General features: G+C 68.5%; 19 protein-coding genes (1 of these 19 cut by a window edge). 12 read left to right on the top strand and 7 right to left on the bottom strand.

The window, feature by feature from the left end; genetic code table 11:
* The 9 genes from MEU52_RS18510 to bktB form a co-directional block, all read left to right on the top strand.
* A protein-coding gene (locus tag MEU52_RS18510) for a L,D-transpeptidase (protein WP_238123784.1) crosses the window boundary here: on the top strand, positions 1-323 show its 3' portion. 280 nt of this gene lie to the left of the window's left edge; only the last 323 of its 603 coding nucleotides appear in the window; the start codon falls outside the window, past its left edge; it ends in the stop codon at positions 321-323.
* Between the two features lie 143 nt (positions 324-466).
* A complete protein-coding gene (locus MEU52_RS18505) occupies positions 467-1,243 on the top strand; it encodes a DUF1499 domain-containing protein (RefSeq protein WP_238123783.1) in 777 nt (258 codons plus the stop codon).
* A 377-nt stretch (positions 1,244-1,620) separates the two neighbouring features.
* Complete coding sequence (locus MEU52_RS18500) at positions 1,621-3,189, top strand: 2-isopropylmalate synthase (RefSeq protein ID WP_238123782.1); 1,569 nt, start codon at positions 1,621-1,623, stop codon at positions 3,187-3,189.
* Positions 3,190-3,556: 367 nt separating this feature from the next.
* A complete protein-coding gene (locus tag MEU52_RS18495; RefSeq protein ID WP_238123781.1) occupies positions 3,557-4,270 on the top strand; it encodes a CoA transferase subunit A in 714 nt (237 codons plus the stop codon).
* Between the two features lies 1 nt (position 4,271).
* Positions 4,272-4,913 (top strand): CoA transferase subunit B, encoded by a 642-nt coding sequence (locus MEU52_RS18490; protein ID WP_238123780.1) that lies wholly within the window; start codon positions 4,272-4,274, stop codon positions 4,911-4,913.
* Between the two features lie 269 nt (positions 4,914-5,182).
* Positions 5,183-6,400 (top strand): acyl-CoA dehydrogenase family protein, encoded by a 1,218-nt coding sequence (locus MEU52_RS18485; RefSeq protein WP_238123779.1) that lies wholly within the window; start codon positions 5,183-5,185, stop codon positions 6,398-6,400.
* Positions 6,397-7,425, top strand: coding sequence for a phosphotransferase family protein (locus MEU52_RS18480; protein ID WP_238123778.1), 1,029 nt, complete (start codon positions 6,397-6,399; stop codon positions 7,423-7,425). Before MEU52_RS18485 ends, MEU52_RS18480 begins: the two co-directional genes overlap by 4 nt.
* 176 nt (positions 7,426-7,601) lie before the next feature.
* A complete protein-coding gene (locus tag MEU52_RS18475; protein ID WP_238123777.1) occupies positions 7,602-8,672 on the top strand; it encodes a 3-hydroxyacyl-CoA dehydrogenase family protein in 1,071 nt (356 codons plus the stop codon).
* Between the two features lie 158 nt (positions 8,673-8,830).
* Positions 8,831-10,015 carry a beta-ketothiolase BktB gene (gene bktB / locus MEU52_RS18470; protein WP_238123776.1) on the top strand — a complete coding sequence of 395 codons (1,185 nt, stop codon included), beginning with the start codon at positions 8,831-8,833 and terminating at the stop codon, positions 10,013-10,015.
* A gap of 62 nt (positions 10,016-10,077) precedes the next feature.
* Here the strand turns inward: bktB and MEU52_RS18465 are convergent, their stop codons facing one another.
* The 4 genes from MEU52_RS18465 to MEU52_RS18450 form a co-directional block, all read right to left on the bottom strand.
* The gene (locus MEU52_RS18465; protein ID WP_238123775.1) at positions 10,078-10,818 is read right to left on the bottom strand and encodes a TetR/AcrR family transcriptional regulator; all 741 of its coding nucleotides are present in this window, start codon (positions 10,816-10,818) and stop codon (positions 10,078-10,080) included.
* A 132-nt stretch (positions 10,819-10,950) separates the two neighbouring features.
* A complete protein-coding gene (locus MEU52_RS18460; RefSeq protein ID WP_238123774.1) occupies positions 10,951-12,198 on the bottom strand; it encodes a cytochrome P450 in 1,248 nt (415 codons plus the stop codon).
* Positions 12,182-13,903 (bottom strand): di-heme-cytochrome C peroxidase, encoded by a 1,722-nt coding sequence (locus MEU52_RS18455; protein WP_238123773.1) that lies wholly within the window; start codon positions 13,901-13,903, stop codon positions 12,182-12,184. The genes MEU52_RS18460 and MEU52_RS18455 overlap by 17 nt, the downstream gene beginning before the upstream one ends.
* A gap of 161 nt (positions 13,904-14,064) precedes the next feature.
* The gene (locus tag MEU52_RS18450; RefSeq protein ID WP_238123772.1) at positions 14,065-15,201 is read right to left on the bottom strand and encodes a helix-turn-helix transcriptional regulator; all 1,137 of its coding nucleotides are present in this window, start codon (positions 15,199-15,201) and stop codon (positions 14,065-14,067) included.
* Between the two features lie 411 nt (positions 15,202-15,612).
* On the opposite strand from MEU52_RS18450, the gene MEU52_RS18445 reads away from it, so the two are divergent.
* Complete coding sequence (locus MEU52_RS18445; RefSeq protein WP_238123771.1) at positions 15,613-17,085, top strand: hypothetical protein; 1,473 nt, start codon at positions 15,613-15,615, stop codon at positions 17,083-17,085.
* 22 nt (positions 17,086-17,107) lie between these two features.
* On the opposite strand, the gene MEU52_RS18440 is transcribed toward MEU52_RS18445, so the two are convergent.
* Together MEU52_RS18440 and MEU52_RS18435 are read right to left on the bottom strand one after the other, a co-directional pair.
* Complete coding sequence (locus MEU52_RS18440; protein WP_238123770.1) at positions 17,108-18,352, bottom strand: PP2C family protein-serine/threonine phosphatase; 1,245 nt, start codon at positions 18,350-18,352, stop codon at positions 17,108-17,110.
* A 298-nt stretch (positions 18,353-18,650) separates the two neighbouring features.
* On the bottom strand, positions 18,651-19,079 hold the full coding sequence (locus MEU52_RS18435) for an ion channel (RefSeq protein ID WP_238123769.1): 429 nt from the start codon (positions 19,077-19,079) through the stop codon (positions 18,651-18,653).
* Positions 19,080-19,238: 159 nt separating this feature from the next.
* Between MEU52_RS18435 and typA the strand changes: the two genes are divergently transcribed.
* Positions 19,239-21,068 (top strand): translational GTPase TypA, encoded by a 1,830-nt coding sequence (gene typA / locus MEU52_RS18430; protein WP_238123768.1) that lies wholly within the window; start codon positions 19,239-19,241, stop codon positions 21,066-21,068.
* A gap of 89 nt (positions 21,069-21,157) precedes the next feature.
* On the opposite strand, the gene MEU52_RS18425 is transcribed toward typA, so the two are convergent.
* Complete coding sequence (locus MEU52_RS18425) at positions 21,158-21,436, bottom strand: TM2 domain-containing protein (protein WP_238123767.1); 279 nt, start codon at positions 21,434-21,436, stop codon at positions 21,158-21,160.
* 148 nt (positions 21,437-21,584) lie between these two features.
* On the opposite strand from MEU52_RS18425, the gene MEU52_RS18420 reads away from it, so the two are divergent.
* The gene (locus tag MEU52_RS18420) at positions 21,585-22,538 is read left to right on the top strand and encodes a pirin family protein (protein WP_238123766.1); all 954 of its coding nucleotides are present in this window, start codon (positions 21,585-21,587) and stop codon (positions 22,536-22,538) included.
* The last annotated feature ends 14 nt before the right edge of the window (positions 22,539-22,552 follow it).

Raw genomic sequence — 22,552 nt, 5'->3', positions numbered from 1 at the left:
TGGGCGAAGAGAGCCTGGCCTTCCGCGGCAGCGCCAAGGTCGGTCGCAAGTCCGAGTGGCCGAGCTGGACCCCGACCCCGGAAATCCATCAGCGCATTGCCGGCTTGCCGTCCTATGTGGGCCCCGGCCCGCATAATCCCATGGGTGCCCGCGCGCTCTACCTCTATCAGAGCGGGCAGGACACGCTGTTCCGCATCCACGGCACCAATCAGCCGGAACTGCTGGGCCAGGCCATCTCCTCCGGCTGCATCCGCATGCTGAACGAGGATGTGATCGACCTCTACAGCCGCGTCCCGGTGGGCGCCGAGGTGGTGGTGCTCTGAGCCCTGCCTGACAGGTCAGTCATCGGGTTGAAACGGGCGTGGGCTTTCCACGCCCGTTTTGTTTTGGGGCCGAGAGGCTTGAAAAGCCGCCGGCATTGGGCGAGTGATGGGCGTGGCCCCCGGCGGAGCGAGCGGCACCATCCATGATCAGACGCCGCCTTTATGTGGAGGAGCGGGTATCGCCCACGGCGCAGTGGGGCTTCCGGCTCGCTTTGTTCGCCGTGCCGGTGCTGGTGCTCTCCATCGTGCTCTACCGTCTCGGCGTGCTCGATTTTCAGCCCGCCATGGTGGCCTTCGGCACCGGCCTGTTCCTGGCGGCGGCCGGCGGGCTATTGGGCGCGATCGGCTTCTTCATCGTGTGGGAGAGCGGCTGGGTCGGCATCGGCCGGGCCATGGCCGCGGTGGCCCTGGCCCTGGTGGTGCTTGCCGCGCCGGCGGTGGTGGTCGCCCGCGGGCTGATGCTGCCGCCGCTATCGGACATTTCCACGGATCTGGAGGATCCGCCCCAGTTCCGCGCCCTGCTCCTCGCCCATCCGCGCGAGGCGAACTCCCATCTCTTCGCTGGCGCCTCGGCCGGCGCGCAGCGCGCAGGCTATCCCGGTATCAAGCCGGCGGACCTGAGCGCCACACCTGAGGAGGCCTTCAACGCGGTGCTGGCACTGGTGCAGAAACGCGGCTGGCACATTCTTGACGCGACGCCGCCGCGCGGCACGCAGCGGGATGGGCGCATCGAGGCGGTGGCCACCTCGCACGTGATGGGCTATCGCAACGACGTGGTGATCCGCATCCGCCCCACGGCCAAGGGTGCGCGGGTGGATATGCGCTCCACGTCGCGCTACGGCACCCATGACCTCGGCACCAATGCGGAGCGCATCGAGGGCCTGATGGCCGATCTCTCCGCGGAACGCCGCAAGCATTGAGAGGCGCCGTGCGCCGAGGGGCGGTTCGTCACCCATTGCTTTGAGACCCCTTGCACCGCGCGCCGCCGTCAGCTATCAGAACCACTCCTGAGCGCAACCGCCGAGAGCATTGCCACCGTGTCGTCCCGCACGACCAAGACTGCAGCCTCTGCCCCCCGGACCATCACGGTTCCGGGCAACGCTCTTATTCTGCGCGCGCTTCTTCTCCTTAGCCGCCCCTGAGGGCCGGCCGGGCTACGCCTGGGCACTCAGGGGATCGCGCCACCGCCGGGCCGAGACCCGGTGACGATTTCGGCTTATGATCCGGCATAATCCCGCGCCCGAAGCCTCTCCCTGCTGAGAGCGGCGCCCGCCGGAATGCGAGAAGGACCGTTCCGATGACCGATACCGCCTCCACCGCCCCGGTCGCCAAAGACCGCGTCATCATCTTCGACACCACCCTGCGTGATGGCGAGCAGTGCCCCGGCGCCTCCATGACCTTCGAGGAGAAGCTGCAGGTGGCCGAATTGCTCGACGACATGGGCGTCGATGTCATTGAGGCTGGCTTCCCCATCGCCTCCATCGGCGATTTCGAGAGCGTGTCGGAGATCGCCCGGCGGGCCAAGCGTGCCACAATCTGCGGCCTGTCCCGCGCCGCGCTCCATGATATCGACCGCTGCGCCGAGGCGGTGAAGCACGCCGCGCGCGCCCGCATCCACACCTTCCTGTCCACCTCGCCGGTGCACATGAAGTACAAGCTCCAGAAGGAGCCGCACGAGGTTCTGGAGATGATCGTGGCTTCGGTCACGCGCGCCCGCAACCATGTGGCGGATGTGGAATGGTCGTCGGAAGACGGCACGCGCACGGAGATCGATTTCCTGTGCCGCTGCGTCGAGGCGGCCATCGCTGCCGGCGCCACCACCATCAACATCCCCGATACGGTGGGCTACACCACGCCGGCCGAATATCAGGCCCTGTTCCGCACCGTGATCGAGCGGGTCCCCAATTCGGACAAGGCGGTGTTCTCGGTCCATTGCCACAATGATCTCGGCATGGCGGTGGCCAATTCGCTGGCCGGCATCGCCGGCGGTGCGCGGCAGATCGAATGCACGGTGAACGGCATCGGCGAGCGGGCCGGCAATGCGGCGCTGGAAGAGGTGGTGATGGCCATAGACACCCGGTCCGATGCCTTCCCCTATGCCACCGGCATCAATACCCGCATGCTCACCCGCGCTTCCAAGCTGGTGTCGGCAGTCACCTCGTTCCCGGTGCAGTACAACAAGGCCATCGTCGGCCGGAACGCGTTTGCCCACGAAAGCGGCATCCACCAGGATGGCATGCTCAAGCACACCCAGACCTATGAGATCATGACCCCCGAGAGCGTGGGCGTCTCCAAGACCTCGCTGGTGATGGGCAAGCACTCCGGCCGCGCCGCCTTCCGCGACAAGCTCAAGACCATGGGCTACGAACTGGGCGAGAACGCCCTGAACGACGCCTTCGCCCGCTTCAAGGATCTCGCCGACCGGAAGAAGGTGGTCTACGACGAGGACATCGAGGCGCTGGTGGATCAGGGCATCGTGGCGGCCAGCGATCGCATCAAGCTCATCTCTCTGTCCATCATCGCCGGCACCCATGGGCCGCAGCGCGCCACCATGAAGGTGGAGGTGGATGGCGTGGTGAAGACCGAGGAGGCCGAGGGCAACGGCCCGGTGGACGCCACCTTCAACGCCATCAAGGCGCTGGTGCCCCACACGGCGAAGCTGGAGCTCTACCAGGTGCACGCAGTGACCGAGGGCACCGATGCCCAGGCGGAAGTGTCCGTGCGGCTGGAGGAGAACGGCAAGGTGGTGACCGCCCGCGCGGCCGATCCCGACACGCTGGTGGCCTCCGCCCGGGCCTATATCACCGCCCTCAACAAGCTGCAGATGAAGCGCCAGAGCGTGAACCCGCAGACCGCGGTGGGCTGAGGCCATCCGAACAGCTTCTGGAAACGCCCGGTCGTCTGGCCGGGCGTTTTCGTTTGCGCCCGGCCTTCACCCTTTCCGCACATCGCGGCAGAAGCTGTGCGGCAACCCCTTGGCATGACCGGCGGGGCGGATTACGAAACATCCATACCGCCGCCTTCGCTTCGGCGCGCGGGTGCCACCCGTCACGAGGTCCCATCCAGCCCCCCTTGCGGTGATTGTCGAGAGCCTCACCACAAGTCCGGGCCGGGGTTTCGGGGGAAGCGCCTGTTCGCCGCGCGGACATCAGACGCGGATCACGGTTGCCTTCGCCGGCGAGGCCGCCGAACGAATCGGGGGATGGAACCGGCACCACGGAGGGACTTCTTCAATGCGTAACAAGGTTTTCGCCGACGCGAAAAGTGCTCTCGAGGGCGTTGTTGCCGACGGGATGACCATCATGGCCGGCGGCTTCGGCCTGTGCGGCATCCCCGAGAACCTGATCGCCGCCATTCGTGAGCTCGGCCCCAAGCACCTCACCGTCATTTCCAACAATTGCGGCGTGGACGATTTCGGCCTCGGCATCCTGCTGGCCAACGGCCAGATCAAGAAGATGGTCTCGTCCTATGTGGGCGAGAACAAGCTGTTCGAGCAGCTCTATCTGAATGGCGACCTGGAGCTGGAGTTCAACCCCCAGGGCACCCTGGCCGAGCGCATCCGCGCCGGCGGCGCGGGCATTCCGGCCTTCTACACCAAGACCGGCTACGGCACGATCATCGCCGAGGGCAAGCCCACCGCCGAGTTCGACGGGCAGATGTATGTGATGGAGCGCGCGCTGCATGCCGACCTCTCCATCGTCAAGGCCTGGAAGGCCGACAAGGCGGGCAACCTCGTCTACCGCAAGACCGCCCGCAACTTTAACCCGATGATGGCCACCGCCGGCAAGATCACGGTGGTCGAGGTGGAAGAGGTGGTGGAAGTGGGCGCGCTCGACGGCGATCTCATCCACACCCCGGGCATCTATGTGGATCGCATCATCGTCTCCAAGGACGCCGAGAAGCGGATCGAGAAGGTGACCACCCGCAAGCGCGAAGAGGTGAAGTGAGATGGCCTGGAACCGTGACCAGATGGCGGCCCGGGCCGCCCAGCAGATCCGCGACGGCTTCTACGTGAACCTCGGCATCGGCATCCCTACCCTGGTGGCCAACGCTCTGCCCCCGGGCATGACGGTGACGTTCCAGAGCGAGAACGGCATGCTCGGCATCGGCCCCTTCCCCTATGAGGGCGAGGAGGATGCGGACCTCATCAACGCCGGCAAGCAGACCGTCACCGAGGTGCCGGAAACCGCCTATTTCTCCAGCGCCGACTCGTTCGCCATGATCCGTGGCGGCCACATGGACCTGTCCATTCTCGGCTCCATGCAGGTGTCCGAGCACGGCGACATCGCCAATTGGATGGTGCCGGGCAAGATGGTGAAGGGCATGGGCGGCGCCATGGACCTGGTGGCCGGCGCCCGTGAGGTGATCGTGCTCATGGAGCATGTGGAGAAGTCCGGCGCCCCCAAGCTGGTGGAACGCTGCACCCTGCCGCTCACCGGCACCCACGTGACCGATTTCGTCATCACCGATCTCGCTGTGTTCGAGTTCACCAAGCGCGGTGGCACCCTGGTGCTGAAGGAACTGGCGCCGGGTGTCTCGCTGGACGAGATCAAGGCCAAGACCGCCGCCAGGTTCGAGGTTGGTCTGTGATGTGAGGCGCCGGTGCCGCTGTGCACCGGCGTGGTGACGAGGCATGCGACGGGCGGGATGGCGATCAGCCTCCCGCCCGTTTTGCTTGGTGCCCCGGTCGCAGGATCGGCCGGCCTTGTGCGCCTCATTCCGATGCTATAAAAAGCGAGCGCTCGCTCGGATTTTCAGGGCGTTGCTATTGCACTGCAAGATGTCCCGACGCATGCGGGCATCTTTTCCGGTGCCGCTGGAGGCGGGGTCGCTGTCCCGGCGCATAAGGGGGAAACATCATGGATTTCGCTATCTCTCCGGAGCTCGAGGCCCTCAGGGCCCGCATCGCCGCCTTCGTGGCGGAGGTGATCCTGCCCCATGAGGCGGATCCGCAGGCCTATGATGCCCACGAGAACATCTGTGCCGATCTGCTGGCCACCCTGCGGGAGAAGGCGCGGGCGGCGGGCCTGTGGTGCCTGCAGCTGAAGCCGGAGAATGGCGGGCTTGGGGTTGGCCGCGTGGGCATGGCGGTGTGCTATCCGGAAATGAACCGCTCCATCTTCGGCCCAGTGGTGTTCAACTCCGCCGCCCCCGACGATGGCAACATGATGATGTTCGAGGCGGTGGGCACGGCCGATCAGAAGGCCCGCTGGCTCGCCCCCATCGTCTCCGGCGCGGTGCGCTCGGCCTTCGCCATGACCGAGCCCCATCCCGGCGGCGGCTCCGATCCGGGCATGATGCTCACCCGTGCCGAAGCGCAGCCCAGCGGCGCCTATCGCATCTATGGCCGCAAATGGTTCATCACCGGCGCGGAGGAGGCGGCCCATCTCACCGTCATCGCCCGCACCTCAGATGATCCGCGCACGGGCCTGACCGCCTTCGCCTTCCACCGCGACACCCCCGGCTGGCGCATTCTCCGGCGCATTCCCATCATGGGGCCGGAGGAGCACGGCGGCCATTGCGAGATCGAGTTCGACGGACTGGAGATTCCCCCTGAGGACATTCTGCTGGGCGTGGGCAAGGGGCTGAAGGTGACGCAGATCCGCCTTGGTCCGGCGCGCCTCACTCACTGCATGCGCTGGCTGGGCCTCGCCGCCCGCTGCGTGGAGATTGCCCGGGAGTATGCCGCCGAGCGGCATGGCTTCGGCGTGCGGCTGGCGGACCGGGAGAGCGTGCAGCTGATGCTCGGGCGCCTCGCCATGGAGATCGAGATCGGCCGGCTGCTGGTGATGAAGGCGGCGTGGGAGCTTGATCGCGGCGGGCTCGCCCGCAAGGAGGTGTCCATGGCCAAGATCCAGGCCGCCAACACCCTGCACAAGGCCGCCGACACCGCCATCCAGATCAATGGCGCGCGGGGCTATTCCAAGGATACGGTGCTGGAGTGGATCTACCGCTACGCCCGCCAGGCGCGGCTGGTGGATGGCGCCGACGAGGTGCACCAGATGGTGCTCAACCGCTTCCTGGAGAAGGAAGAAGGCGCGTTCTGGCGCTGGCCGGTGGCGGAGGCGCGCGCATGAGCGACGCCGCCGTTCAGCCGGGCTTCGATGTCGGAGCCCTCGATGCCCATCTGAAGGCTCATGTGGAGGGGCTCGCCGGGGCGCCGCGGCTCACCCCCATTGCCGGCGGCCAGTCCAACCCCACCTTCTTCGTGGATTATGACGGCCGTGCCCTGGTGCTGCGCAAGCAGCCGCCGGGAGAGCTTTTGCCCTCGGCCCATGCCATCGATCGGGAATACCGCATCATCCGGGCGCTGGCCGGCACCGATGTGCCGGTGCCGCCGGCGTTGCTCTATTGCAGCGATCGCACGGTCATCGGCACCCCCTTCTATGTGATGGAGAAGGTGGAAGGCCGGGTGTTCCACGATTGCACCCTGCCGGGGGTGTCACCGGAGGAGCGACGGGCCATGTATGGCGCCATGGCGCGCACCCTCGCCGCCTTCCACAATGTGGACGTCGCGGCGGTGGGGCTCGCCGATTTCGGCAAGCCGGGCAATTATTTCGCCCGGCAGATCGGCCGCTGGACCCGGCAATGGGAGCTCTCCCGCACCCGTGACGACAAGAATATCGATCGCCTGGTGGCGTGGCTGCCGGCGCATATTCCCGCCGACGACACCACCAGCCTGGTGCATGGCGATTATCGCATCGGCAATCTCATGTTCCATCCGCAGAAGCCCGAGGTGGTGGCGGTGCTGGATTGGGAATTGTCCACCCTCGGCCATCCGCTGGCGGATCTCGCCCATTGCGCCATGGCCTGGGTGTCGAAGCCCGATGAATATGGCGGCATCGAAGGGCTGGACCTTGCCGCCCTCGGCATCCCGAGCCGTGCACAGTTCGTGGCGGACTACAGCGCCGCCGCCCACCATGGCCAGGCGCTGACGGATTTTCACATGGCGTTCGCGCTGTTCCGCTGGGCGGTGATTTTCGAGGGCATCGCCGCCCGCGCCAAGGCCGGAAACGCCAATTCCGCCAATGCCGGGGATACGGGGCGCCTCGCCGCCGCCTTCGCCCGTCGTGCCGCGGAGTTGACCTCAGCGCCCATATAATTATGAAATAGCATTTCATAAATGAGCCCGCCATTGCACGACGTGGGCGACGGGCGTATGCAGGTTCACCAAACAAACGTTTGATCCAGTCTGTTCCGATGACCGCCTCCGCGGTGCCGGCCGACGGTCAGGCGCATGCGGCCGTGCCCGCCGGTCGCGACGTGGGAGGAGCACAGATGAACCGATTGGCTGTCATTGGAGCCGGCCTCATGGGCGGCGGCATCGCCCTCGATGCGGCGCGTCATGGCTTCGAGGTCCAGGTCTTCGATGCTCGCGCCGACGGGGTTGAGAAGCTCCGGGCCCGCGCCGCCAGCGTCTATGCCCGCTGGGTCAAGAACGGCCGCATGGCCGAGGCCGATGCCCAGGCGGCGCTCGCCCGTCTGCGTCCCGCCACCCTGGCCGAGGCCGGCGCCGCCGATGTGGTGATCGAGGCGGTGTTCGAGGATCTCGCCGTGAAGCGGGCGCTGTTCACGGAGCTTCAGCCCCATCTGTCGCCGGCGGCGGTGCTCGCCACCAACACCAGCGCCCTGAAGGTAGGCGATCTGTCAGTGGGCTTCGCCTTCGCCCCGCGCTTCCTGGGGCTGCACTATTTCAGCCCGGCGGAGGTCTCGCCGCTGGTGGAAGTGGTCCGTTCCGACGCGACGACGCAGGCGACGGTTGACGCTGCGCTCGCCTTCCTCAAGGCGACCCGCCGCACGCCGCTGCCGTGCCTCGATCGGCCGGGCTTCGCCATCAACCGCTTCTTCTGTCCCTATTACAACGAGGCTACCCGCATCATCGAGGATGGCATCGCCGGCACGGCGGATGTGGACCAGGTGGCGCAAGAGCGGCTCGGCGCGGCGGCGGGGCCGTTCACCGTCATGAACCTGATCCGGCCGGCGGTCTCCGCCCATGCCATGACCAATCTCGGCTCCCTCGGCCCCTTCTACAAAACCAGCCGCACCCTGAACGCGCAGGCGGCCACCGGGGCGGACTGGCCCCTTGAGAGCCGCGTTGCCGGCGCCGACCTCGACCTGGTGGAGCGCCGCCTGCTGGGCGCCCTGGCGCTGCCGGCCTTGGAATTGGCGGCCGAAAAGGTGGCCGCGCCCGAAGCCGTGGACCAGGGGGCGGTGCTGGCCCTGAAGTTCAAGGAGGGGCCGTTCGCTCTCATGCGCCGCTATGGTGCCGCAACCGTCGAGCAGGCGGTGGAGGCCCTGTGCGCGCGCGATGGCCACCCGGTGCCCGCTTTCGCCGCCGCGGCAGCCTGAATGCGCCGCGTCCGTGGCCGGCGCACCCTCGGCCGACGCAGCGCCCCCGCCGCGTCGGCTTGATCTTTGAGCAGGGCCCTGTTTCATCCGCTGACTGTCGCCCGCGGCTCCATCGCGCGCGGTGGCCTGCGTCCTGACCGTTCTGGGAGGTTTTCACCATGAGCAATCCCGACGTCTTCATCGTTGCCGGCGCCCGCACGCCGGTGGGCAGCTTCGGCGGCGCGCTGAAGGACATTCCCCCCACCGCCCTCGGCGCCCATGCGGCCAAGGCCGCCATCGCCCGGGCCGGCATCGCCGCCGATGAGATCGGCCACACGGTGGTGGGCAATGTGATCCACACCGAGCCGCGCGACATGTACATCTCCCGCGTGGTGGCCATCGAGGCCGGCGTGCCGAAGGAGGCCCCGGCCCTCACCGTCAACCGGCTGTGCGGCTCGGGCCTGCAGGCCATCGTCAACGCTACCCAGATCCTCAAGCTGGGCGATGCCGAGATGGCGCTGGCCGGCGGTGCCGAGAGCATGAGCCGCGGCGGCTATCTGATGCCGGCGGTGCGGTGGGGCCAGCGCATGGGCCCGACCTCGGCCATCGACATGATGATCGGCGTGCTCACCGACCCGTTCGGCCACGGCCACATGGGCGTGACCGCCGAGAACATCTCGGAGCGCTACCAGGTAAGCCGCGATGTGCAGGACGCGGCTGCGGTGGAGAGCCACAAGCGCGCCGCCGCCGCCATCGACGCGGGCTACTTCAAGGACCAGATCGCCCCGGTGGAGATCGCCGGCCGCAAGGGCACCGTGGTGTTCGACACCGACGAGCACGTACGCCGCGACGTCACCCTGGCCGACATGACCAAGCTGAAGCCGGTGTTCAAGAAGGACGGCACGGTCACCGCCGGCAACGCTTCCGGCATCAATGACGGTGGCGCGATGGTGGTGCTGGCCACCGGCACGGCGGTGGCGGCCAAGGGGCTAAAGCCCATGGCGCGCCTCGTCTCCTACGGGCTCGCCGGCGTCGATCCCTCGGAAATGGGCATGGGCCCGGTGCCGGCGGTGAAGACCGCCCTCGCCAAGGCCGGCCTCACCGTGGCCGACATCGACGTCATCGAATCCAACGAGGCGTTCGCGGCCCAGTCCTGCGCGGTGGGGCGGGCGCTCGGCTTCGATCCCGCCAAGGTCAATCCCAATGGCGGCGCCATCGCCCTCGGCCACCCGGTGGGGGCGTCCGGCGCGGTGCTGATGGTGAAGACCCTTTATGAGCTGCAGCGGACCGGCAAGCGCTATGGCCTCATCACCATGTGCATCGGCGGCGGCCAGGGCATCGCCGCCATCGTCGAGCGGGTGTGACTCGCGCGAACGTGCGGCATTGAAATGAAAGAGGCCCCGGATCGGTTCCGGGGCCTTTTTCGTTACACGGCCGGCTTCGGCGCGCGGCGTAGCGCGGCGGGAACCGGCAGCGGAGCCGGCGGCGCGAGGGCGGCCAACACGAAATCGGCCACCCGCGCGGCATAGGTCACCGCAGTCACCCCGCGCTTGCGGTACTTGCCGCGCTTCACATACCAATCCTGCAGCAGCGGCTTGATCAGGGTGGCGGTGAACTCCACATCGTCCACCTTCAGCCGGCCGCTGGCCGCACCGGCCTCCAGCACCGCAGCGAACATGCGCTCGGTGGCCAATTCGCTTTCCACCGCCGCCGTGCGGGCGGGGGCGGGAAAGGCCTTGGCTTCCATGTAGGCGAACACGAACCAGGGCTGCATGGCCTCCGACAGGCCCACATGGGTTTCGATGAGCCAGCGCAGATGCCGCGCCGGATCCCCCGCCACCTCCTCGGGCGGCTGGGACAGCGCCTCTTCCACCGCGCCGGCCACCTGCTCCAGGATCATGAGCAGCAGGGTGTCCTTGGTATCGAAATAGGAATAGAGGCCGCCCATGCTGATCCCGGCGGCGCGGGACAGGTCGCGCAGGGAGGTGGCGTGGAAGCCCTGGCGGTTGGACAAAGTGAGCACGGCCTCGACGATCCGCGCGAGATTGGCCACCGCCACCCGGGGCTTCTGCACCTTGATGGTGTCGCGATGCCGCTCATAGATGCGCCCGCACAGGCCCTCCAGCGAATAGTCCGCGCTGGCGGGTGGACGCCGGTCGTTGGTCACATCGCTCTCCCAGATCGCTCCCCAGGGCGCTTCAGTGAGCGCTCTTTTGGCTTTGGTGTCCCTTGTATGACAGGTGCTGGACGCAAAAAGTCAAGCGAGCGTTCGTTCGGCGTTGCAGCGCCGGGGCCGGCTTCAGGCGAGAGCGAGCGGCCAGCGCTGGGGGAAGGGGGTCCCGTCCATCTCCACCGGTCCCTTGGGGTGGGCGGCCGGGCGTTTCAGTACGTGCTTGACCAGCTCCGGGATCATCACGGAGCCCACGTAGCGGCCCAGGCATTCGTGGTGGCCGTAGCCGAAATGGAGGTAGGTGTGGAGCGGCCGGTCGGGCCGGAACTCCTCCGGCGCGGCGACGAAGTCGGGGTCGAACATGGCCGAGAGGCTCAGGGGCAGCAGCACCGTGCCGGCGCCGATCACCTTCTCCCGCGCGGTGCCGCCGGCCAGTGTAGAGGTGGCCGAGGCCTCCCGGAACATGAAGGCGACGATGGGCGAGAAGCGCAGAGCCTCCCAGACGTAGCCGTCGAGGGTGGCATCGTCGTCGGCGAGGGCGGCGGCCCGTGCGCCGGCCAGCACCTCGGGCCGGGCGAACAGCTCGGCGAGGGCATTCACCACCGCCTCGGCGGTGGTCTCGATGGCGCCGATGAGCAGCCCGCCCACATTGATCACCACCCGGTCCATGCCGAACTGGGCGCTCGCCGGCAGGTGGAGGGAGAGGATGCGGGTGAGCATGTCGTCCGGGGCGGTGCCGGCCTTGATCTCAGCGAGCCGCAGCGGGATCAGCTGGGCAAACAGCGCCCTCAGCTTCACCCGCGAGGCTTCCGCCGCCGCGTGGATGGCGTCGGCGTCGGGGCGGCCGTCGTAGGGCAGGTTGTTGAACTGGTCCATCTGGTTGGCATAGGACCAGTCGAGCAGGTCGGCGTCCGGGCCATTGATGCCGAAATAGCGCTGCACCAGGCGCAGCGGCACCAGCCGGGCATAAGCGGAGACCAGCTCGATCTCTGCCCCGGCGCCATCCAGCGCCGCTTCGGCGCATTCGGCCACCAGCGCGCGGACCCTGGGCAGATCGTCCCAGGTGAGGATGGCGCGCATGACCGACTTGTCGCGGTAGTTCACCACCGTCTCGTCCTGGGCGAGCATGAAGTCGCCCATCTTCGGCCTGTAGAGCTCCACCGTGAACACCTTGGGCGCCGACAGCACCTCGATCACGTCGGCCCGCCTGGCGATGAGGGTCACCTCGGCGGTCTCGTAGATGGGGGCATGGGCCCGCAGCTCGGCGAAGAAGCCGCGCGGGTCCGTGCTGATGAGGGTGCGGGCCAGCGGCCAGCGGTCCTTGGGGGTGAGGGCGTCGAGCTGGTCGAGATAGGGCGTGTCAGTGCGTGCGGACATCGGGTCCCTCCAGCACCTTGAGATATTCGATGATGGCATAGCGATCGGAGGGCGACAGGCGCGCCACCGAAGGATCGGGAAAGGCATGGCCGGCGTTGGAATTGCCGGGCTGCGCCGTGTCGAACAGGAACAGGCCGGCGCGCTCGCTCTCGGGGATCTTCTCCAGCTGCGAGACATAGCCGAGCATCTTCGGATCGTAGCGCTCCGAGCCCACATAGAAGCGCTTCGGCCGCTCCTCCGGCGGCGAGAGCAGGTCATAGATGGTGGGCACCGAGCCGTTGTGCAGGAACGGCCCGGTGGCCCAGACGCCGGCCAGCGGCCCGGCCTTGTAGGCGAGCGGCGTGGTCCAGCCCGATTGCGGCTTCTCGCTGTCTGGAGCGAAGCGCCAGCCGTAATAGGCCTTGCGGGCGTCGCCGGTGATGCCGAGGGACTTGAGGTCGTTCTCGACGATGGTGCCCACCACGGCCAGCAGCACGCCGCCCGCCGGCACTTGCGGCGCGCCGCCGAACAGGGGCGCGAGGACGCCGGTCTCGGCGGTGCGGGTGGCGAAATTCTGCAGCATCTTGGGGTCGGTCCTGATGGTGCCGAGATCCACCATCTTCACCGCCAGCCATTGCCGCCCGCCGATGGTGTCGGCCGCCGGCGTCAGCGGATAGTCGGGGCCCCCATGGCAGCCGCTGCAATGGGTGGCGAAGAGCGCGGCCCCCTTGCGGGCGCGGGACGGGCTCACCCGGCCCAGCTCCCGCGGCCACGGCGGCGGCTTCAGCTCGGCCACCCAGGTCTCCAGGGCATGGAGATTGTCGGCGAGGGCGGTGGAGGAGAAGGTGGCCGGCGCGCCGGTGCCGATGCTCGGATGGCCGAACACGCCCAGCACCTCGCCCACATTGCGGCCGATGGGATTGCCGGCGACGCCGTTCCACTGGGCATAGCGCTGGAACGGGGTGGTCCACAGGAAGGGATAGCTCACCGGTGCATCCGGCACCCGGAAGTTGGCGGGACTGTGCAGCGCCTCGGCGGCCACCGCATTGAGGATGTGGCCGAAGGCGTCGAGCCGGCCGCGGCCGTAAGGCGAGGGGGTCCAGCCGGCGGCATCGAGCCGGCGGATCTCGCTGGCGGTGGCTTCCAGGGCCGGGCGCACCGCTTCCGGTTTGGCCGAAAGCCGCGCGGCGAAGCGCTGAAACTTGGCGGGGTCGGCCAAAGTGGCATCCAGCGCCTGGGAGAGGCGCGTCATCAGCATCTGGAAGTCGCCGAGGGAGGCGCCGCCGTCGATGCGGATGCGGGTGGTGCCCACCTTGATGTCGTTGGTGTGGCAGGCGGAACAGGTGAGGCCGGCCATGGGCCCGAAGGCGCCGCCGGGGCGTGGGTCCTTCACGAAGCCGATGGGCAGCCCGTCCGGATTGAGCGGGGAGGGGCCCAGGGACGGCAGGAAGCCGGTCTGGGCGACCGCCTTGGGATCAAGGAACAGGCCCTCGCCCTCCGGCTGCTCCAGCGCCTTGAGGAAGGCATAGGGCAGAAGGGTGCTGCCCTGGGGGGTGAAATAGAATTGCTCGCGCCGCGCCGCATCCCATCCCTGGTCGAGATGGAGCACGGTTTCCGCCTTGCCGGGCGCCGCCGGCTCCTTGCGCACCACGGCGTTGGTCAATGCCGCGAGCACCACCACGCTGGCGATGCCGCCCAGCACCACCTTGGTCGTCCGCCCCACCATGTCGCCCCCTGATCACCTGTCTTGCAGGCGCGCCGCAGGGGCGCGCTGGCTGGAGAGAGGGCGGGAGAGATTCGCATCGCCGGCCGGACCCGTCAGGCGCCGATGCGGATCGCTCCCGCACGCATCATGTCAGTTGTGTCCCGTTGAAGTACAATCTGAGTTCAGGCCAGGCTCAAGTCCAGGCTGCCGCGCAGCCGTGCGACCAATTCGCCTTGGCGGCGGGTTTCGGTCTTCTCATAGAGCGCCTTGAGCTGGCTGCGCACCGTGGAGAGGGCCACGCTGCGCTGCTGGGCATAGTCCGCCAGGGCCGCGCCGGATGCCAGCGCCGCCGCCAGCCCGGCCTCGGCGGGGGTGAGGTGAAAGGTGGTCTGCAGCCGGCGCGCCACGTCGGCGCCGCTGCGGGCCGGCGCCCGCACCACCACGGCGATCTGCGAGCGCTGGGTGAGCCGCGCGGCCTCGGCGGTTTCCGGCAGGGGATGCAGGGAGACCCGATAGGGGGCCTCGTCGCCCTCCTGTCGCGGCACTTCCATGTGGTCCGCGTGGCTGAGGTGAGTCTCGCCCCGGGCGGCGGCGAGGGCCTGGGCCACCGCCGCCGGCATCTGGCGGGCGGCGCGCGTGTCCTTGAACACCAGCCGGCCGCTGCGCACGGCGATGTCGCCGGCCTTCAGCATGGCTTCGCCGGCGCGGTTCACATGGGCGACATTGAGGTCGGCGTCGGTGAGGAAGATGCCGGCATCGACGATGTCGAGGGCGGCGCCGATGTCGTTCACCTTGGCCTTCGCCTCATCGAGCAGGGCATAATATTCAAACGCCCGCCGCAGGTGTGGCACCACCAGGCCCAGCCGCTGCTTTTCATGGGCGCCGAACGGTCCTGGCTCGCGGCCGCGCATGGAGGCGAGGGTGGCCATGATGTCCGCTTCCTTGGCGAAATAGGACACCAGCGAGTGCTCGAGGTCCATGGGCTCCACCACCTCGCGGAACCAGGCGGTGGCGCGGAACTGCTCAGGGTCCACCCCATCCTCGGCGCAGATGACCCGCCCGGGGTTGGAGAGGATGTAGGACAGGCGCGGATCCTCGGTGGCGTGGCGATAGATGAAGGTGCGGTATTCCTGCTGATCTGCGCCCCACACCCGCCAGGTGGGGCGCAGATTGTTCTTGAGGCTGAAGACGGCGAGCTGGGTGACACGGCCGCCGATGAAGCGGGTGATGCCTTCCAGCAGCAGGCCCCACTGATCGGGATCGCCGCTCAGCTCGTAAACGTCGTGGATCAGCCGCGAATACTGGTCGAGATCGTCCATGTCCGCCCCATTTCGTCTCTGCCCGGTGCGCCGGCCCCAGGGCCGTCAATGGCGCTCCCCAGGTGCGGCGCCGGTGCGCTCGGGGTGGTCACCCGGCCCGTGGCGCCATTGCGCGGCCCGTCCCCCGTGGGACGCCAGATGTCGCCCGATACCACCCGGCCACCTGCGGTTGCCGCCCGCGTCACCCCAGCATTGCATAATGGTGCCAGCCTGCAAGACGATGGGCTTGAGCCTCATCCCCCATATGGAGGATGAAGCGCGCGGGCCACTCGTGGTGGCTTGTGGCGAAAGGCCCGCAGGTGCTGCGTGATGGCCGGGTGGCCACCGGCGTCGTCGCGGTGTCGCCGCCGGCCGGGCGGGCCGGGGCGAGGGAGCGGCGCAGGAGCGGCGCAGGAGTGGCGAAGGAGTGCCATGGAGATGACCATCGGGTGTGACGATGCGTGGCCATCGCGCACCAATGCGGTGGGGGCGCGGGTCCGCGCGTTGGCCCACGATGTCGGGGCACGCACCAGCGCCGGGCGCTTTGGTCGCATGTTCGCCACCCTCGATGCTCCCGCGCAGCGCCTGCCCGACGGGGCGGCGACGGTGCACGCGCTGGCTCGCCTGGCGGAGGCCATGACGGAGCCGCAGCCGGTGCCGCCGGCGCCGCGCGTGCAGAGCGCCGGCGACGGACCGCTGCCGGCCGCCTACACCTACCTGCTGCAATTCGTGCTGCACGATCTGGTGCTGGCCCGCGCCGATGACGGGGGCACCGACCCGTCCACCCTCTTCACGCCGTTGGCGCAGCTCGACGGCGTGTCGAACCGGCGCAGCGGCCGACTCGATCTCGACAGTGTCTATGACGCGCCGCGTGATCCGGCGGTGGTGCGGCGCATGCTGCTGGGCAAGGTGGCGCCCGGGACGCTGCCGCGGCCGCCGCGCAAGGGGGATCGCAACGATCTGCCGCGCTTTTCCCGCAGCACCGAGCCTGCACGTGACCGGGCGCCGCGCTGTGGCGATCCGCGCAATGACGACATGCTGGTGATGAGCCAGCTCCATGTGGCGTTTCTCAAGGCCCACAATGCGTTGGTGAGCGGCGGCCGCACCTTCGACGCGGCGCGGCGGGGCTTGCGCCAGCGCTATCAATGGATGGTGCTGTTCGATCTGCTGGGCCAGATTTGCGACCGCACGGTGCTGGAGGATGTGGTGGAGAACGGGCCGCGCTTCTGGCGCGTGGCGCGCGCGGCGGATCTGCTGATGCCGGTGGAGTTCAGCGCCGCCGCCTTCTGCCTCGCCCCCGCCATGATGCGCGGCAGCTATGACTACAATCCCTGCTTCCGCGACATCGCGCGCGGTGCCCTCGCCACCCGCTTCGCCCTCGGCACCGCCGGGCGGGGCCCGCACGCCTTGCCCGAGCATTGGATCATTGCCTGGGAGGGGTTCCTGCCGCTGGAGGCGCGCGCGCCGCAGCGGGCGCGGGCGCTGAACACGGAACTGGCCGGCGCGCCGCAGACGGTGGCCGCCCTGGCCCTTCAGCATCTGCTGCAGGGCTATCGGCTGGGGCTGCCCACCGGCCAGGCCCTGGCCCGCCACATGGGCGTGCCGGAACTGGCCGGCGCTGCGCTGCTCGCCGCCCTGCCGGAGCACCAGAGGGCGGCGGCGGCGCCGTTCGCCGAAGCCACGCCCCTGTGGTTCTATCTGCTGGCCGAGGCGGGGCATCCGGAGAGACCCGGCGGCGCCCATCTGGGGCCGGTAGGCAGCCGGATCGTTGCGGAGACCGTGTGGACGCTGGTGCGCCACTCGGACAGCTCCATCCTGGTGCCCGGCGCACCCTTGGATTTCGATCGCTTCACCCTGAGCGATCTGGTGCTGATGGCGGGCGACCAGGACCGCTTCGCCGACTGAGCGCGGTGGGGCGCGGGCGCGCCTATGCCCCGCCGTTGAACACCACTGCCAGGGCGGTCATGTCGTCGAACTGGTCGGTTGTGCCGGCAAACGCCTCGATACGGTCGAGCAGGCTGGTGACGAACACCGCCGCCCGCAGCGCCGTGCCCTTGGCCACCTCCGCCTCCAGCCGTGTCTCGCCGAAACGGTGATCCGCGCCATCGGTGGCGTCGGTCAGGCCGTCGGTATAGAGCAGTAGCCGGTCGCCCGGCGACAGCACCAGCCGGCGGGCGGTGTAGCTCGCCCCCTCCATCATGGCGAGGGCCATGCCGCACACGCTCGGCCGCTCGATGGCGCCGGAGCCGCGCAGTACCAGCGCATCGGCATGGCCGCAGCTGCAATAGTCCATGACGCCGCTGGCGAGATCGATGACCGCGCAGAAAGCGGTGACGAACAATTGCTCGCTGTTGGTGGCGCACAGCAGCGCGTTGGCCGAGGCCATGGCGAGGGCCAGATCGCTCTCGTGCCGCAGCACCGTGCGCAGGGTAGTCTGGGTGGCGCACATGAAGAGCGCCGCCGGAATGCCCTTGCCGGCCACATCGCCAATGGTGACCACCAGCCGCCCGTCGGCCAGCAGGAAGGCATCGAAGAAATCGCCACCCACCGCCCGGGCGGGGCGCATGTCCGCATAAAGGTCGGCCCGATGGGCCAGGGCCTCGGGGCCGAGTGGCGCCGGCAGCATGGCGCGCTGGATCGCCGCCGCATTGGCAAGCTCGCGCCGCTCCGCCTCGCGCACCATCAGTTCCTCCGCCAGGCGGCGAAAGGAGGCGCTGAAATTGGCGAGTTCCGGCAGTGGGTTGCGCAGGTCGTCGAGGAGCCGCAGGTCGAAGGCGCGCCGCTCCAGGGCGTTCAACGCATTGGCATAAAAGCCGAAGGCGCGGTTGAAGGTGGCAAAGCGCTGGCCGAATTGCTGCAGCACCGCCGCCAGCAGGCCGGGGTGCGCCTGGCCGGCGGCCGCCAGCGCGTCGGCGGACAAGCGGATGGCCCGCACCCGGGTGCGGGCCTGCACGTGGGCGGTGCGCTCCACGCCGGTGAAGGCGCCGATCTCGCCGATCACCGTGGGGCTCTCGCAGGCCGCCAGCATCACGTGTTCGTAAGCGGTGTCGATCACCACATCGGCGATGCCCTCCACCATCAGTAGGGCGAAGGTGCTGGGATCGCCGCGGCGGATCAGTAGCTCGCCGGGCGCGGCATCCACCGCCGTTCCCTGGACGATGAGAGCAGCCATGGCAGCCTGGTCCATGCCGCGGAAAAAGGGATGATCCGCCATCCGGCGGGCCGCCTGTGCCGCCTCGGCGGGGGTGACGGGGGCCGATGGGCGCGGGCCGTGACGGCCGGAGGGGGGCGCAGGGTCGTCGTCGCGAGGGTGATCAGGTGGCATCTGATGCGGTCGCCGGCGGAACACTCTGAAGGTGCAGTTTCGCTCTTATACCCCAGGACTTCGGCCGGCGGAGCGGAAACCTGCGGCGCGGCCGGATTTTTCTAAGGCGCCATCGTATTCGCAGAGGCGAATGCCGCAGGATGCATCAGAACAGGTGCAGCGCCTGGGCGGCGCGGTTCAGCACCGTGTAGAGAAAGGCGGTGGACCAGCCGAACAGCAGCAGGCCGTTGGCCGAGGTGATGGGCGCCAAGAGGCGCCAGCCGTTGGCCGGCAGCAGATCGCCATAGCCCAGGGTGGTGAAATTCTGCAGGGCGAGATCATAGGCGTCGTGCAACGGCGCCACCCCCAGCACCACATAGGAGGTGGCCCACACGCCCACCTGCAGGAAGTGACCGAAGGTGAGGGCGCCGCCGGCGTAGCACATCACCAGGATGAGGGTGGGAACGGAGCGTTCCTTCACCGCCCGGTGACTGAGCGCCTGGAGGCTGCGGCCCAGCAGCACCGTGAGGACCGCCTGCATGGCGATGGTGACGAAGCTGATGAGGATGCCGAGGGCGAGCTCGCCGACCTGCATGGGACCTCCCTGATCTGCGGCTGTGACATGCCACGGGCGCGGTGCGATTGCCAGCCGCGCATTGATCTTCGTCGCTTTCCGTGTATTTTGCGCCGCAACTTTCCCCTTTTCTCCTGCGGGCCCGAGCATTTCGGACTCGCATTTTGGTGCTGGAAGCCCATGAAGCTGCGCAATATCGCCATCATCGCCCACGTCGACCACGGCAAGACCACCCTGGTGGACGAGCTTCTCAAGCAGTCCGGTGCTTTCCGCGAGAACCAGCGCGTCGCCGAGCGCGTGATGGACTCGAACGATCTCGAGAAGGAACGCGGCATCACCATCCTCGCCAAGGCCACTTCGGTGGTGTGGAAGGATACCCGCATCAACATCGTCGACACCCCCGGCCACGCCGACTTCGGCGGCGAGGTGGAGCGCATCCTGAACATGGTGGACGGCGCCATCGTGCTGGTGGACGCCGCCGAAGGCCCCATGCCCCAGACCAAGTTCGTGGTGGGCAAGGCGCTCAAGATCGGCCTGAAACCCATCGTCGCCATCAACAAGGTGGACCGCCAGGACGCCCGCCCCACCGAGGTGATCAACGAGGTGTTCGACCTGTTCGCGGCGCTCGACGCCACCGACGAGCAGCTCGATTTCCCCATTCTCTACGGCTCCGGCCGCAGCGGCTGGATGGCCGACAGCCCGGAAGGCCCCATGGACCAGGGCATGGCGCCCCTGTTCGACCTGGTGCTGAAGCACGTGCCCGAGCCCACCGTCCACGAGGGCCCGTTCCGCATGATCGGCACCCTTCTGGAGGCCAACCCCTTCCTCGGCCGCATGATCACCGGCCGCATCAGCTCCGGCACCCTCAAGCCCAACCAGGCCATCAAGGTGCTGGCCCAGGACGGTTCGCTGGTGGAGCAGGGCCGCGTGTCCAAGATCCTGGCGTTCCGCGGCATCGAGCGCCAGCCCATCGAAGAGGGCGTGCCCGGTGACATCGTCGCCATCGCCGGCCTCACCAAGGGCACCGTGGCCGATACCTTCTGCGCCCCGGAAGTGACCGAGGCGATGGCCGCCCAGCCCATCGATCCGCCCACCGTGACCATGACGTTCATCGTCAACGACAGCCCGCTGGCCGGCACCGAGGGCGACAAGGTGACCAGCCGCGTCATCCGCGACCGGCTGCTGCGCGAGGCGGAGGGCAATGTGGCCCTCAAGATCGAGGAGTCCACTGAAAAGGACTCCTTTTTCGTTTCCGGTCGCGGCGAGCTGCAGCTGGCGGTGCTGATCGAGACCATGCGGCGCGAGGGCTTCGAGCTCGCCGTGTCGCGGCCGCGCGTGGTGTTCCAGAAGGACGAGGCCACCGGCACGGTGATGGAGCCCATCGAGGAAGTCCTCATCGACGTGGACGAGGAATATTCCGGCACCGTCGTGCAGAAGATGAGCGAGCGCAAGGCGGAGATGGTGGAAATGCGCCCCTCCGGCGGCAATCGCCAGCGGCTGGTCTTCTACGCCCCCACCCGTGGCCTCATCGGCTACCAGTCGGAACTGCTCACCGACACCCGCGGCACCGCCATCATGAACCGGCTGTTCCATGATTACGCCCCCTACAAGGGCGAGATCGCCGGCCGCACCAATGGCGTGCTGATCTCCAACGAGCAGGGCGAGGCGGTGGCCTATGCCCTGTGGAACCTGGAAGATCGCGGCCCGATGATCATCGAGCCGGGCTGGAAGGTGTATCAGGGCATGCTGGTGGGCATTCACAACCGGGACAACGACCTGGAAGTGAACGTGCTGAAGGGCAAGAAGCTCTCCAACATCCGCACCACCTCCAAGGATGAGGCGGTGCGCCTGACCCCGCCGATCCGCATGACGCTGGAGCGGGCGCTGGCCTGGATCCAGGATGACGAGCTGGTGGAGGTGACGCCCAAGTCCATCCGCCTGCGCAAGCGCTTCCTCGATCCCAACGAGCGCAAGCGCAACGAGCGCAAGGGCGTCAGCGAAATGGCCTGAGGCCCCGCGACGCGGCCTTGCGCCGGTCCACGCTTTCCCATCGCCCCGCATCAGCTGCTGATGCGGGGCGATGTCGTTTCCGGTGCCCCTCAGGCGGGCAAGGTGGCGGCGATGCGCCGGCGGATCTCGTCCTGCCGGGCGCGGATCATCTCCGGCAGCAGCAGGGCGTCGATCAGGAACCAGATCACCCCGATCACAAAGAAATAGGAGATGATCTGCAGGATGGCCGTGCCGGTCTTGCCCAGATAGAAGCGGTGGGCGGAGACGATGCCGAGGAACAGCCAGAAGAAATAGGCGAGGGCGGCGCTCGGCCCCTCGTTGCCAAGGCGGGTTTCGATATAGATGCGCTGTTGCAGGTCGGGCGCCATCGGTGTCTCCTTCTCGCCGCCGTTGCGGCTGTCGGCCTGTTGTGGCGGTCGGCGATGGCGTCGGCAAGCCACGTGACCACCCGCGGCACCGTGCGCGCGCGAACCGTCATTCCCCGATCTTTCATCCCCCGATCCGATGGAGCCCGCCATGAGCGTCCTTCCCTGTCCTGATCCCGAGGCTGGTGATGCCGCCGGCTGCGATGCCATCGAGACGGTGCTGGTGCCGCGCCGGCGCGACATCGGCGGCATGGAGGTGGGGCGGGTGCTGCCCTCGCCCCAGGGCCAGATGATCGGCCCCTTCATCTTCTTCGATCGCATGGGCCCGGCGCGGTTCGGCCCGGGCGACGCCCATGATGTGCTGCCCCATCCCCATATCGGCCTTGCCACCGTCACCTATCTGCTCGAGGGGGAGATGACCCATCGCGACAGCCTCGGCAGCACGCAGGTGATCACCCCCGGCGCCGTCAACCTGATGACGGCCGGTCGCGGCATCGTGCATTCCGAGCGTCATGATGCGCGGGTGAAGGCGGGCGGCGGGCCGCTCTCCGGGGTGCAGCTGTGGCTGGCGCTGCCGCAGGCGCAGGAGGACGAGGCGCCCGCCTTCGTCCATGTGGGCGCCGAGGCGCTGCCGCGCCTGGAGGATGGCGGCGTGTCGGCGCGGGTCATCCTGGGCGAGGCGTTCGGCGCGCGGGCCCCGGTGCCGCTCGCCTCGCCGGCCCTCTATGTGGATGCCGTGCTCGCCCCCGGCGCGGCCCTGCCGCTGGATGCGGAGGCGGAGGAACGTGCGGTGTTCCTGCTGGAGGGCGAGGTGGAGGTGGACGGCACCCTTTTTCCCCCAGGCCGCATGCTGGTGCTCCGCAACGGCCTTGCCACCACGGCGCGGGCCCGCACGGCGGCGCGGCTGCTGGTGCTGGGAGGCGCGCCGCTGGAGGGGCCTCGCTATATCTGGTGGAATTTCGTCTCCTCGCGCCTCGACCGCATCGACGCGGCGCGCGCGGCGTGGCGGGAGGGGCGGTTCGATCTCATCCCCTCCGACCACACGGCCTTCATTCCCGCGCCGCCCGATGGCCCGGGCCGGCCCCGGCCGCAGGCGCCCCGCTGACGGGCCCGACAATG

Origin of the sequence: Xanthobacter sp. NM-25 (genome assembly GCF_022138605.1) — a bacterium.
In the GTDB taxonomy this organism is placed as follows: Bacteria; Pseudomonadota; Alphaproteobacteria; order Rhizobiales; family Xanthobacteraceae; genus Xanthobacter.
Note: the sequence above shows the minus strand (reverse complement) of the source record. Positions and strands in the feature narration are given on the sequence as shown.

Coding starts and splice junctions, on each gene's coding strand:
- bktB (WP_238123776.1), top strand. CDS start 8,831: ATGAGCAATCCCGACGTCTTCATCGTTGCCGGCGCCCGCACGCCGGTG.
- MEU52_RS18445 (WP_238123771.1), top strand. CDS start 15,613: ATGGAGATGACCATCGGGTGTGACGATGCGTGGCCATCGCGCACCAAT.
- MEU52_RS18420 (WP_238123766.1), top strand. CDS start 21,585: ATGAGCGTCCTTCCCTGTCCTGATCCCGAGGCTGGTGATGCCGCCGGC.
- MEU52_RS18490 (WP_238123780.1), top strand. CDS start 4,272: ATGGCCTGGAACCGTGACCAGATGGCGGCCCGGGCCGCCCAGCAGATC.
- MEU52_RS18475 (WP_238123777.1), top strand. CDS start 7,602: ATGAACCGATTGGCTGTCATTGGAGCCGGCCTCATGGGCGGCGGCATC.
- MEU52_RS18435 (WP_238123769.1), bottom strand. CDS start 19,079: ATGCAGGTCGGCGAGCTCGCCCTCGGCATCCTCATCAGCTTCGTCACC.
- MEU52_RS18450 (WP_238123772.1), bottom strand. CDS start 15,201: ATGGACGATCTCGACCAGTATTCGCGGCTGATCCACGACGTTTACGAG.
- MEU52_RS18500 (WP_238123782.1), top strand. CDS start 1,621: ATGACCGATACCGCCTCCACCGCCCCGGTCGCCAAAGACCGCGTCATC.
- MEU52_RS18455 (WP_238123773.1), bottom strand. CDS start 13,903: ATGGTGGGGCGGACGACCAAGGTGGTGCTGGGCGGCATCGCCAGCGTG.
- MEU52_RS18485 (WP_238123779.1), top strand. CDS start 5,183: ATGGATTTCGCTATCTCTCCGGAGCTCGAGGCCCTCAGGGCCCGCATC.
- MEU52_RS18495 (WP_238123781.1), top strand. CDS start 3,557: ATGCGTAACAAGGTTTTCGCCGACGCGAAAAGTGCTCTCGAGGGCGTT.
- MEU52_RS18480 (WP_238123778.1), top strand. CDS start 6,397: ATGAGCGACGCCGCCGTTCAGCCGGGCTTCGATGTCGGAGCCCTCGAT.
- MEU52_RS18440 (WP_238123770.1), bottom strand. CDS start 18,352: ATGGCTGCTCTCATCGTCCAGGGAACGGCGGTGGATGCCGCGCCCGGC.
- MEU52_RS18505 (WP_238123783.1), top strand. CDS start 467: ATGATCAGACGCCGCCTTTATGTGGAGGAGCGGGTATCGCCCACGGCG.
- MEU52_RS18460 (WP_238123774.1), bottom strand. CDS start 12,198: ATGTCCGCACGCACTGACACGCCCTATCTCGACCAGCTCGACGCCCTC.
- MEU52_RS18425 (WP_238123767.1), bottom strand. CDS start 21,436: ATGGCGCCCGACCTGCAACAGCGCATCTATATCGAAACCCGCCTTGGC.
- typA (WP_238123768.1), top strand. CDS start 19,239: ATGAAGCTGCGCAATATCGCCATCATCGCCCACGTCGACCACGGCAAG.